The organism is Paractinoplanes aksuensis (genome assembly GCF_024137025.1).
Classification (GTDB): Bacteria; Actinomycetota; Actinomycetes; order Mycobacteriales; family Micromonosporaceae; genus Actinoplanes; species Actinoplanes aksuensis.
In genome coordinates, this window is sequence record NZ_JAMYJR010000077.1 from 1 (window position 1) to 12,403 (window position 12,403).

8 protein-coding genes and 1 pseudogene are annotated in these 12,403 nt (G+C 71.7%); all 9 read left to right on the top strand.

The genetic code is table 11. The annotated features are described in order from the left end of the window. Positions 1-691 precede the first annotated feature (691 nt). Positions 692-1,123, top strand: a complete 432-nt coding sequence (gene mraZ / locus M1L60_RS46355; protein WP_221376123.1) for a division/cell wall cluster transcriptional repressor MraZ — start codon at positions 692-694, stop codon at positions 1,121-1,123. A gap of 287 nt (positions 1,124-1,410) precedes the next feature. Beyond that, positions 1,411-2,403, top strand: a pseudogene (gene rsmH / locus M1L60_RS46360) (16S rRNA (cytosine(1402)-N(4))-methyltransferase RsmH); the annotation flags it as partial. Between the two features lie 259 nt (positions 2,404-2,662). Beyond that, a complete protein-coding gene (gene ftsL, locus M1L60_RS46365) occupies positions 2,663-3,301 on the top strand; it encodes a cell division protein FtsL (protein WP_253244019.1) in 639 nt (212 codons plus the stop codon). A gap of 4 nt (positions 3,302-3,305) precedes the next feature. Next, a complete protein-coding gene (locus tag M1L60_RS46370) occupies positions 3,306-5,636 on the top strand; it encodes a peptidoglycan D,D-transpeptidase FtsI family protein (protein WP_253244020.1) in 2,331 nt (776 codons plus the stop codon). A gap of 63 nt (positions 5,637-5,699) precedes the next feature. Continuing rightward, positions 5,700-7,214 carry a UDP-N-acetylmuramoyl-L-alanyl-D-glutamate--2,6-diaminopimelate ligase gene (locus M1L60_RS46375; protein ID WP_438862228.1) on the top strand — a complete coding sequence of 505 codons (1,515 nt, stop codon included), beginning with the start codon at positions 5,700-5,702 and terminating at the stop codon, positions 7,212-7,214. Beyond that, entirely contained in the window at positions 7,211-8,596 is a 1,386-nt protein-coding gene (locus M1L60_RS46380) for a UDP-N-acetylmuramoyl-tripeptide--D-alanyl-D-alanine ligase (protein ID WP_253244021.1), read from the top strand. The genes M1L60_RS46375 and M1L60_RS46380 overlap by 4 nt, the downstream gene beginning before the upstream one ends. After that, on the top strand, positions 8,593-9,696 hold the full coding sequence (mraY, locus tag M1L60_RS46385) for a phospho-N-acetylmuramoyl-pentapeptide-transferase (protein WP_253244022.1): 1,104 nt from the start codon (positions 8,593-8,595) through the stop codon (positions 9,694-9,696). The genes M1L60_RS46380 and mraY overlap by 4 nt, the downstream gene beginning before the upstream one ends. A gap of 65 nt (positions 9,697-9,761) precedes the next feature. Further along, the gene (locus M1L60_RS46390) at positions 9,762-11,141 is read left to right on the top strand and encodes an FtsW/RodA/SpoVE family cell cycle protein (protein WP_253244023.1); all 1,380 of its coding nucleotides are present in this window, start codon (positions 9,762-9,764) and stop codon (positions 11,139-11,141) included. After that, positions 11,141-12,253: an undecaprenyldiphospho-muramoylpentapeptide beta-N-acetylglucosaminyltransferase gene (murG, locus tag M1L60_RS46395; protein WP_253244024.1), complete on the top strand. Its 1,113-nt coding sequence runs from the start codon at positions 11,141-11,143 to the stop codon at positions 12,251-12,253. Before M1L60_RS46390 ends, murG begins: the two co-directional genes overlap by 1 nt. Positions 12,254-12,403: the final 150 nt, after the last annotated feature.

The following is a 12,403-nucleotide window of genomic DNA, read 5'->3' on the forward strand; positions in this document are numbered from 1 at the left end:
CCCCCCCCCCCCCCCCCCCCCCCCCCCCCCCGGCGCCCCCCCCCCCGCCCCCCCCGCGGGGGGGCCGGCCGGGGGGGGCCCCCCCCCACTGTCGTCCAGCACCCCCAGGAAGGGCCCGGCTGAAAGCCGGGCCCTTCTTCCTTGTGTACGCAGCTCACGCGCCCAAGCCCCCCGCCGCTCCCAGCCCTCGCAGCCGGCAGCCCTCCGCCCAGCCCGACCTGCACCAAGCCCACCCCCATCGTGGCGCAAGTGTGCCGAGGTTCGGGGGCGGGGGATGACCCACGCAGGGATCAAGCCTGACCGCCCCTAGTGGGGCATCCCCCGCCCCCGAACCGTCCTACCGCAACTTGCGCCACGATCCCCCTCCACATTCCTCCACGGGAGGGGTTGACAGGGTTGTTGTCTGGGAGGTTTCGGCGTGTTCGTGGGGATTCTTGGCAGCGAAGTCGGAGGATGTCGGAAACCGGACGGGGTTGATCATGGTCTGGCCCTCCACTCGACCCACCCCTCGCTGAGCTGGGGTTTCGTGTGCGAGCAACCTTCGCGACCCCGCTCATTCCGCTTGCGAGTGGAGGGAAGTGGAGTAGAGTGGAGCGCAGTGGCAGGGCCGATGGCGAACCTCACCTGAGCGACCTGCCGACCCGAGTTGACAGGCGGACCGCGAACCGCCCGGGGGCAGGGGGTGGCGCCGATGTTCCTCGGCACGCACACCCCACGCCTCGATGACAAGGGGCGGCTGATCCTTCCGGCGAAGTTCCGAGATGAACTGGCGGGAGGTGTCGTGATCACCAAGGGGCAGGAACGCTGTTTGTACGTGTTCCCGATGCCGGAGTTCCAGCGCATCGCCGGCCAGTTGCGCGAAGCGCCGGTCACCAACAAGGCGGCCCGGGCCTACGGCCGGGTCTTCTTCGCCAGCGCGCACGACGAGATCCCCGACAAGCAGGGCCGGGTCACCATCCCGGCGCATCTGCGCGGTTACGCGGGTCTCGACCGTGAGCTCGTGGTGATCGGGGCCAGCACCCGCGTCGAGATCTGGGACAAGCAGTCCTGGGAGGACTACCTCGCGGCGAGCGAGGACGAGTTCGCCGACATCGAGGAGGGGGTGCTGCCCGGCGGACTGTAGGCGTGGCACTCGGCTGGGCCCGCGAAGGCCCGGACGTCGCGCTTTCCGTACTGCGAGATCTCCAGCCGCTCCCGCTCCTGGCGCCTCTTCCCCGGCGCCAGGCGCGTGTCCGGCCCCGAGCGCGCCCGATGGCAACGGGCGAGCGACGGGCACGAGCGGATGGGGATCTGGCGGTACGGACGGACGTCCGGGGTGCGCCGCGGAACGGTGACGAACGCGGCGGTGTGACGAGACAACCGGCAGGTCGGTGCCGGGCGGGGCGCGCGTGACAGCGAGTGGGGGTCGACATGGGGGAGCTTCGCGGCACGCACGTGCCGGTGCTGCTCGAGCGTTGCCTCGAGCTGCTCACTCCCGCCCTGCGGTTGCCGGGCGCCGTGCACGTCGACTTCACGCTGGGCCTGGGCGGGCACGCCGAGGCCGTGCTCGAGCGATTCGATGAGGTGACGCTGGTCGGGCTCGACCGGGACACCGAGGCGCTCGCGCACGCCGGTCATCGTCTGGCCCGGTTCGCCGGCCGTACGCACCTGGTGCACGCGGTCTACGACGAGCTGCCGCGGGTGCTCGACGGGCTCGATCTGGCCGAGTTCCACAGCGGACTGTTCGACCTGGGTGTCTCTTCGTTGCAGCTGGACGAGGCCGACCGCGGTTTCGCGTACGCCCAGGACGCCCCGCTCGACATGCGGATGGACCAGACGTCCGGCTTCACGGCCGAGCAGGTCGTCAACGAGTACGAGCCGGGCGAGCTGGTGCGGATCCTGCGGCAGTACGGCGAGGAGAAGTTCGCGACCCGGGTCGTCTCGACGATCGTCCGCGAGCGGCAGAAGGAAAGAATTGTCTCCACGGCGCGACTGTCCGAGCTGGTCAAGGCATCTATCCCGGCCGCCGCGCGACGAACGGGTGGAAATCCCGCGAAAAGAACGTTTCAGGCGCTACGTATTGAGGTAAATGGCGAACTCGCCACGCTCAAAGCGGCCGTACCGGCGGCTTTGGACCTGCTTGCCCCGAAGGGGCGGCTTGTGGTGATGAGCTACCAATCTCTGGAGGACAGGATCGTCAAGCGCGCCCTCACCGCGAGGACGCGCAGCACCGGGCCGGTCGACCTGCCGGTCGAACTGCCCGGGACGGGTCCGACCCTGCGGCTGCTGACAAAGGGGTCGGAGCCGCCCACTGAGCAAGAGGTCGCGGAGAACCCGCGAGCGGCTTCGGTGAAGCTGCGCGCGGTCGAGCGCCTCGAACGGCACGACGCACCATCCGGGGCCGCCCGCGAACGGCCCCGACGGTAGACAACGCACGGGGGACAAGGGCGGTTACGCCCGGGGGAACTGAAGAGGGGGAGGGGGAAGCATGAGCGAGCGCAACCAGGCGCCGCGGTCGGGGGGCCGGACCGCGGATCCGCAGCGCCGGACCACCGGGCGCCGCGACACGACGGGTGCAGGCCGCGATGCGGACGCTCCGGGAAACGCCGGCCGGGGGGCGCGGCGCTTCGCCGGTGCGGAGGACGACGGTGGGCCACGCCGGTCCGACACGCGCCGGTCAGGGATGCGGAGCGAGAAGCGCGACCAGGGCGAGGGCCGTCCGGCCCGTTCCGGTGCCCGCACTTCCGATTCCGTACGCGGTAAGGCCCGCGACACCGGGGCCGGGCGCAGCCGGGGCCGCAAGGTCGAGGCGCCGGTCGACGGGGCCGCCGCGCTGCAGCTCGACGTCACGGCCGAGCCGCTGCGGGCGACCGAGCCCGCCACCGGTCCGCGGCTGCGGGTCGCTCCGCCGCCGCCGATCCACGGTGGACCGCGGGCGCCGTTCGTCGGGGCGGTGATCGGCGTGGTGATCGTCGGCGTGCTGGGCATCCTGCTGATCAACACGAAGACCAACGAGAACTCGTTCCGCATCGCCGACCTGCAGAACCAGAACACCGTGCTCGAGAACCAGCGGCAGGACCTGGAGAACCAGGTCGTCGAGGCGTCGAGCGTCGGCAACCTGGACGCCGCGGCCCGCCGCCTCGGCCTGGTCAAGGCCAAGGGCGTGGCTCAGCTCCGGCTGCCCGACGGCAAGATCGTCAACCTGCCGAAGCCGGCCACCGGTGACCGTTCGCCGACCGCCCAGGAGGGCATCGGCGAGTCGAGCCCGCTGACCGACAAGGGGGCCGACAACGTGACGCCCGCCGACGGCGCCGGGCGGTAGCCGGATGCCGCGGGCCGACGACACTCCACCGCGCCGGGGCGCTCAGCCCCGGCGCGGCACGTCTCGTGACCTGCCCATCGAGGGCGACGAGACGACGGACCGACGGAGCCGGGGGTTCGGCGGCATCGGCGACGCTCGGGCCTACACGCCGCGCGGGCGCACCGTGGCCGAACGCGACCAGCGCACCCGCTCGCCGCGGGCCGGGCGCACCTCCGACCCGTTCCGGCCGGCGCTGCAGGTGCTCGACGGCGGGCAGCCGCCGCGCCGCGGCCGGGCGACGGCCGAACCCGAGGCTCCGGCCGAGCCGAAGAAGAAGGACAAGAAGCAGCAGCCGCCGCGCAGCCGCAGGCCCGAGCCCGACCACGACGACGACGAGCTCGACCGCCGGCGGGGCGGCCGCCCGACCGCCCGGACCGGGTCGGCCACGCGCACCGTGGCCGACAAGCCCCGGGCCCGGACGACCGCGGCCAAGCCGGCCCGGCCGGGGCGGATCACGGCCTCACCTCGTACGCCGGGAAAGCCTGGAACACGACGGACCGTGAGCGGACCGCGGGTCGACCGGGCCGTCCGGGCCGTCGCCGAGCCGCCGAAGCTGGCCAACAGCACGCGGCGCCTGCGGGTCGGGGCCGTGCTCGCGCTGTCGTTGTTCGTGATGATCGGCATCCGGCTGGTGATCCTGCAGGTGGCGGCCTCGCCCGAGGACGCCAACCGGCTGATGGAGCTGCGCGAGAGCCGGCTGGCCGACGTGCGCCTGCCCGCCCCGCGCGGCAGCATCCTCGACCGTGACGGCACCGTGCTGGCCCACAGCGTGGAGGCGCGCTACGTCGGTGTCGACCCGAAGCTGGTCAAGGACCCGGCCCAGACGGCGGCGATCCTGGCGCCGGTGCTCGGGGTGCAGCAGTCGAAGCTGGTGCCGCTGATGACGCGGCACAACCGGCCCGGCGGTGGCGAGTCCCGGTTCGAGTTCCTGGCCCAGGGTGTGGACATCTCGACCGGCAACCGGATCCGCGCGATGAAGCTGCCCGGCATCGTGATCAAAGAGGACGAGCGGCGCGACGTGCCGAACGCCGACCTGGCGGCCAACCTGATCGGCTTCACCGGCGCCGACAACTCCGGCCTGGAGGGTCTCGAGGCGCGGTACGACTCGCTGCTGCGCGGCGCCGACGGCAGCCGCAAGTTCGAGATCGGGGCGGGTGACCTCAACAAGCCCATCCCGGGCGGTTACGAGAAGTTCGTCGAGCCCCAGCCCGGCACCTCGCTCCAGCTCACCATCGACGGCGACCTGCAGTACGAGGTGCAGCGCATCCTGGCCGAGCAGATGGAGCAGGTGAAGGCCACGATCGGCGGCGCCGTGGTGATCGACGTCAAGACCGGCGAGGTCGTGGCCCAGGCCAGCTACCCGGCCTACAACGCGGCCAAGCCGGGCGACTTCACGCCGACCGAGCGCGAGGACGTGCCGAGCAGCATCGTGGCCGACCCCGGCTCGATCCACAAGGCGTTCATCTTCGGCGCGGCCCTGCAGGAGGGGCACATCAAGCCGGACTCGGTGCTGACCATCGGCCCGGCCCTGGAACGCGGCGGTTACCGCTTCCAGGACGGTCACATGCAGAAAAAAGGCACCAAGATGACGATGCCGGGCCTGCTCGCGTACTCGTCCAACGTGGGCACGATCCTGATCGCCGACATGCTCGGCAAGGACAAGGTCATCGAGTACCAGCAGAAGTTCGGGCTGGGCAAGTCGACCAACGAGGGCATGCCGGGCGAGGCCGAGGGCAAGATCCTCGGGCCGGACGAGTGGAGCGGCTCGGCCTCGGGCTCGGTGCCGATCGGCATGAGCGTGGACGCCACGCTGGTGCAGATGGCGGCCGGTTACGCGGCCATCGCCAACGACGGCGAGTACATCCAGCCCCACCTGATCAAGGCGATGATCTCGGGCCAGGGCGGCAAGGTGACCGCCGCGCCGGCGCCCGAGCGGCACCGGGTGCTCGACCCGCACGTGGCGGCCGAGCTGCGCCTGATGATGGAGGCCGTGGTCGACAACAAGGGTGGCACCGGCACCCAGGCCGCCGTGCCCGGCTACCGGGTGGCGGGCAAGACCGGCACCGGCAAGCGGCTGATCGACGGGCAGTACACGAGCGCCAACTACGGCTCGTTCATCGGCATGGCGCCGGCCGACAACCCGCGGTACGTCATCGCGGTCTCGGCCGACGTGCCCAAGGGCACCGGTGGCGACGTGGCCGCGCCGGCCTTCGCCAAGATGATGTCGTTCGCGCTGCTGCACGGCCGAGTGCCGCCTTCCAGCACAAAGGCGCCCACGTTCAAGATCCATCCATGAACCCGGGCGGCCGTCGCATGGCGTTTTCCGTACGAAGCCGGGCACGGGGTAGGGTCTGACGCCGTGCCCGGCATTCCCCGCCCCGATTCCGTCGCTCCGTACCGGCTGGCCCGGCTGGCCGCGCTGTTGCCGGCCACGCTGACCGGCGTCGATGCCGAGGTCAGCGGCGTGACGCACGACAGCCGCGCGGTCCGCCCGGGTGATCTCTACGCGGCGCTGCCCGGCGCCAACCGGCACGGCGCCGAGTTCATCAGCGACGTCGCCGCGGCCGGTGCCTCGGCCGTGCTGACCGACGCCGCCGGCCACGCCGCCGCGGTCGCCGCGGGCCTGCCGGTGCTGGTGGCCGAGGACCCGCGGGCGGTGCTCGGCACGGCTGCGGCCGCGATCTACGGCGACCCGTCGGGCCGGCTGACGATGATCGGGATCACCGGCACGGCCGGCAAGACCTCGACGGCGTACCTGGTGGAATCGGGTCTGCGGGCCGCGGGCGTGGTCACCGGGCTGATCGGCACGGTCGAGACGCGCATCGGCGACCTGGTCGTCGACAGTGTGCGCACCACCCCCGAGGCCACCGACGTGCACGCGATCCTCGCCGCCGGGCTGGAGCGCGGGGTCGGCGCCGTGGTCATGGAGGTGTCCAGTCACGCGCTGGCCATCGGGCGGGTCAACGGCATCGGCTTCACGGTCGGCGGCTACACGAACTTCGGCCTCGACCACCTCGACTTCCACGCCGACGCCGACGACTACTTCGCGGCCAAGGCCAAGCTGTTCGACGGGCGCTGCCGGTTCGAGGTGCTCAACTTCGACGACCAGGCGCTGCGGCCGCTGTTCAAGCCGGGCACGATCAGCTACTCGGCCGACGGTGACCCGGCCGCGACGTGGTGGGCCACCGACGTCCGCCCGTCCGAGTTCGGCCAGCGCTTCGTCGCGCACGGCCCCGGGGTCGAGGTCGAGGCGGGCGTGGCCCTGCCCGGCCGGCACAACGTGGCCAACGCCCTGCTCGCCCTGTCGGCCCTGGTCGCGGTCGGCATCAACGCCCAGGTGGCGGCCGACGGCATCGCGACCTGCCCCGGGGTGCCGGGTCGGCTCGAGCGCGTGTCGGCCCCGGGCGAGGTGCTGGGCGTCGTCGACTACGCGCACAAGACCGACGCCATCGTGGCCGCCCTGGCCGCGCTGCGCGAGCTGGCCACCAGCCGCGGCGGCCGGCTGATCGGGCTGCTCGGCGCGGGCGGCGACCGCGACAAGGACAAGCGCCCGCTGATGGGCGCGGCCGCGGCCCGCGGAGCCGACCTGGTGATCGTCACCGACGACAACCCGCGCACCGAGGACCCGGCCGAGGTGCGGGCCGCGGTCCGGGCCGGCGCCGAGCAGTCCGGCGCGGCTGCGAAGATCATCGAAGTCTCGGGGCGCCGGGCCGCGATCGACGAGGCGGTCCGGCTGGCCGGCCCCGGGGACGTGATCGCGCTGCTGGGCAAGGGGCACGAGCGGGGCCAGGAGGTGAACGGGCAGATGCTGCCGTTCGACGACCGGATCGAGCTCGCCGAGGCGTTGACCGCCGCGGCCGGAGGACACTCGTGATCCGACTGACTTTGGCCGAGATCGCTGAGATCACCGGCGGTCGCGTCGTGCACGCGGAACCGGGGCACGCGGTCACCGGGGGCGTCGAGTACGACTCCCGCAAGATCGGCCCCGGCGGCCTGTTCGTCGCGTTCGAGGGCGAGAAGGTCGACGGGCACGAGTACGCGGCCCGGGCCGTCGCCGCGGGGGCCGCCGCCGTGCTGAGCACCCGCGACACCGGCGAGCCGGGCGTGATCGTCGGCGAGCCCCTGGCCGCGCTGGCCAAGCTGGCCCAGGCTGTCGTCGCGCGGCTGGACGAGCTGACCGTGGTCGGGCTGACCGGGTCGAACGGCAAGACGACGACCAAGGACTACATCGGGCAGCTGCTGGCACGGCTCGGGCCGACCGTGGCCCCGGCCGGCTCGCTCAACAACGAGCTCGGCTTCCCGTACACGGTGCTCCAGGCGACCGAGGAGACGCGCTTCCTCGTGCTCGAGATGGGCGCGCGGGGGATCGGGCACATCCGCTACCTGACCGACATCGCGCGGCCGTCGATCGGGGCGGTGCTGAACATCGGGGCGGCGCACCTCGGCGAGTTCGGGTCGGTCGAGGGGACCGCACAGGCCAAGGGTGAGCTGGTCGAGGCGCTCCCGTCGTCGGGTGTGGCGATCTTGAACGCGGACGATCCGCTGGTCGCCGGGATGGCGTCGCGGACCGCAGCGCGAGTCCTCCTGACCGGTGAATCGGAAAAGTCGGATTTGCGGGGCACTGACGTCGAGGTCGGTCCGGCCGGACGGGCGTCGTACACGCTGCACTTCGAGGGCCGGGCGGCCCGGGTCGAGCTGGCCGTGGCCGGGCGCCACCAGGTCGCCAACACTCTGGCCGCGGCCGGCGTCGCACTCTCGGCCGGCCTGCCCTTCGACGACGTGGTGGCCGCGCTGGGCGAGGTCGGCATCGCGTCGGTCCGGCGGATGGACGTCTTCACCCGCCCCGACGGCACGACGGTGATCGACGACTCGTACAACGCCAATCCGTCCTCGATGGCCGCCGCGCTGCACGCGCAGGCCGCGATGGCGGGCGGGCGCCGCACCGTCGCCGTGCTCGGCTACATGGCCGAGCTGGGCGAGCACGAGCGCTCCGGCCACGAGGAGGTCGGCCGGCTGGCCGCCGAGCTCGGCGTGGACCGGCTGATCGTGGTGGCCGAGGAGGCCGCGCCGATCACCGACGGCGCGCTGGCGACCGAGGGCTGGACGGGCTCGGCCTTCCTCGCCGCCGACCAGGCCTCGGCCATCGAAGTCCTGCACGACGACCTCCACGGCGGCGAGGTCGTGCTGGTCAAGGGTTCCCGGTACCGCACGTGGGACGTGGTGGACTCACTGCGCCCCGAGGAGGTTCGCCCGTGAGGGCAGTCATCGTCGCGGCCGCGGTCGCGTTCATCATCTCGCTGTTCGGCACGCCGATCGCGATCCGCGTCTTCACGGCGCTCAAGGCGGGCCAGCCCATCCGTACGGTCGGGCCGGCCACGCACCAGGGCAAGAAGGGCACGCCCACGATGGGCGGGGTCGTGTTCATCTTCGCCACGGTCATCGCGTACGCGGCCGGGCACGTCGCCCTGACGACGCTGCCCGAGCGGCAGATCGCGCAGGAGTCGCCGACCATGACGGCGCTCGTGCTGCTCGGCCTGTTCGTGTTCTGCGGCGTGGTCGGCTTCCTGGACGACTTCCTCAAGGTGCGCCGCCGCAACTCCGACGGCCTGAGCGCCAAGGGCAAGCTGCTCGGCCAGTTGATCGTCGGCGGCGCGTTCGCCGTGGTCGCGCTGTACGTGCCCAGCACCAACGGCGAGACCGTGGCCAGCGAGAGCATCTCGTTCATCCGCGACATCAGCTGGCTCGACGTCGGCAAGGTCGGCTCGGTGCTGGTCTTCGTGTTCGTCATCATGTCCATGTCGAACGGCGTGAACCTCACCGACGGCCTGGACGGGCTGGCCACCGGCGCGTCCATCCTGGTGCTGGGGGCGTACTCGCTGATCGGTTTCTGGCAGTACCGCCACTGGTGCGGTGACTCGGACTACGCCCGGGTCAACGACTACTGCTACCAGGTACGGGATCCACTGGAGATCGCGATGATCGCCGCGGCGGCCGCGGCCGCCTGTGTCGGCTTCCTGTGGTGGAACACGTCGCCGGCCCGGATCTTCATGGGTGACGCCGGCGCGCTCGGGCTCGGCGGCCTGATCGGCGGCCTGGCCGTGGCCACCCGCACCACGCTGCTGTCGGTCATCATCGGCGGCCTGTTCGTGATCATCACGATGTCGGTGGTCATCCAGATCATCTCGTTCAAGACCACCGGCAAGCGGGTCTTCCGCATGTCGCCGTTGCAGCACCACTTCGAACTGGCGGGGTGGAGCGAGGTCAACATCGTGGTCCGGTTCTGGATCGTGGCCGGCATCTGCGTCGCCATCGGACTGGGCCTGTTCTATTCGGACTTCCTGGCAACCATGGGATAGATCTCTCTCGCGACACGCCCACCCGATGACACCGGCGGGCGTGTCGCCGGGACGAAGATGAGTGAATGGCGGAAGACCGGTCTCAGCAGGCACCCCGCCCGTCACTGAGCCGGCAGCTGCTGCCCGCGGTGCACGGGATGCTGGCGCGCCCGCTCTCCTCGTACTACCTGCTGCTCGCCAGCTCCGGCCTGCTGCTGCTCATCGGGCTGACCATGGTCTTCTCGGCCACCAGCGTGAAGGCGTTCGCCGAGAACGGGAACGCGTTCAGCGCGATCGCCAACCAGGCCGTCTTCGCCCTGCTCGGCCTGTTCGCGTTCTGGGTGTGCCAGCGGCTGCCCGCGGGCACCCTGCGCGACCTCGGCAAGTTCGTGCTGGGCGCGGCCATCGTGCTGCTCTGCATCCTCGACCTGCTGGGCGCGCTGAAGTCGGTCGGGGTGCTGAGCCGGTCGGCGATCGGCCCGATCCGGGCCGACCTGCTGTGGCTCTACTTCGGCCCGATCGGTCTGCAGCCGGCCGAGTTCGCCAAGCTCGGCATGGTGCTGTGGGGCGCCGACGTGATCGCCCGCAAGGGCCCGGCGCTGGGGCACTGGCGCGAGCTGTCGCGCCCGCTGTTCCCCGTGGTCGGCCTGCTGTTCGTGCTCGTCGGCTACAACGACCTGGGCAGCATGCTCGTGCTGCTCGCACTCATCGTCGGCCTGCTGTGGGCGGCCGGGGTGCGGCTGCGGGTCTTCGCCGCGCTCGGTGTGCTCGGCCTGGCCGGCATCAGCCTGCTGATCGCGGCCGCGTCCGGCGGCGCCGGCTCGGGTCAGGCCGGCGAGTCCAACTACCGGCTGGCCCGGCTCACCAACTTCCTGCAGCCGATCGAGTCGTGCGACCTCGACGGTCCGTGCTACCAGCTGATCCAGGCCCGGTCGGCCATCTTCGAGGGCGGCTGGTTCGGGGTCGGGCTGGGCAAGGGCGCACTGAAGTGGAACTGGCTGCCCCAGGCCGACAACGACTTCATCTACGCCGTGGTGGCCGAGGAGCTGGGCGTGGTCGGCTGCGCGCTCATCCTGGCCCTGTTCTCGGTGCTGGCCTACACCGGTTTCCGGATCGCCCGCCGCTCGCAGGACCCGTTCCGCCGGCTGGCCGCCGCCGCGATCACCACGTGGATGGTGGCCCAGGCTGTGATCAACATCGGCGGCGTGACCGGCATGCTGCCGATCACCGGCCTGCCGCTGCCGTTCATCTCCGCAGGTGGTAGCGCACTGGTGGTCACCATGGCGGCGGTCGGCATGCTCGCCTCGTTCGCCCGGGCCGAACCGCAGGCGTCACTCGCCCTGAACGCGCGTCCGCCCGCTCGATGGGTACGACTAGTGTGGGCCCCGCTGCCGCCGCTTCCCCCGTCGCGGCGGCCGAAGCCGGCTCCGGCGAAGGCAGGCACGGGGGCCGAGGGGAGAAGGTAATGGGGTTGCTGCGGTCGGTCGTGCTCGCCGGGGGAGGCACCGGTGGTCACATCTATCCGCTGCTCGCTTTCGCCGACGCGGTGAAGAGGCACTTCCCCGAGGTGCGGATCACCGCGCTGGGCAGCCCCAAGGGCATGGAGAACGAGCTCATCCCGCCCACGGGTTACGACCTGCGGATCATCCCCGCGTTCCAGCTGCCGCGGTCGGTCAACCTCAACCTGCTGCGCACCCCCGACCGCATGTGGAAGTCGTCGCACGCGGCGGGCAAGATCCTCGACGAGGTCCAGGCCGACGTGGTGGTCGGGTTCGGCGGCTACGTGTCGGTGCCGGCCTACCTGGCGGCGTGGCGGCGCGAGACACCGATCGTCATCCACGAGGTCAACGTGCCGCCGGGCGTGGCCAACCGGATGGGCATGAAGTTCACCAAGAACGTCGCGGTCGGTTTCCCGCAGCAGCCTCAGATGGCCGAGTCGCTGAAGGACGCCCGGGTGGTCGGCGTCCCGCTGCGCACGTCGCTGACCCGTCTCGACCGGGCCGCGCTGCGGCCGCAGGCGCTGTATCACTTCGGTCTGCGGCCCGACCTGCCGGTGTTGTTCGTCTCGGGCGGCTCGTCCGGCGCCCGCACGGTCAACCTGGCCGTGGCCGCCGCGGCCAAGCGCCTGGCCCACGCCGGCATCCAGGTGCTGCACGTGCAGGGCGGCCGCAACGACCCGTTCGAGGTGCCGAACGACCTTCCGGTGCCGTACGTCGTGCTGCCCTACCTGTCCGACATGCAGCTCGGCTACGCCGCGGCCGACCTCATGCTGTGCCGGGGCGGCGCGATCACGGTGGCCGAGACGACCGCGCTCGGCGTGCCCGCGGTCTACGTGCCCTACCCGTTCAGCAACCAGGAGCAGCGGCGTAACGCGCAGCCGGTGGTCGACGCGGGCGGCGGCATCCTGGTCGACAACGACGAGCTCACCCCCGAGTGGATCGAGCAGCACATCATTCCGCTGGCGCGGAACAGGCAGAGCCTCGCTCAGATGGGCCAGGCGGCCGCCCGGTACGGTCGTCGCGACGGTGACGAGGCGCTGCTCGAATTCGTTCTCGAAGCGGTCGCGAAGACTCGATGAGCCTGGTTAAGGGAGTGGACCTGTGAACACCGCGGAGCTCAGGCCGGCCGGCGAACTGACCGCCGAGGACCTCGGCAACGTGCATCTCATCGGCATCGGCGGGGTGGGCATGGCCGGGCTGGCCCGCCTGCTGCTGACCCGCGGCGTGCC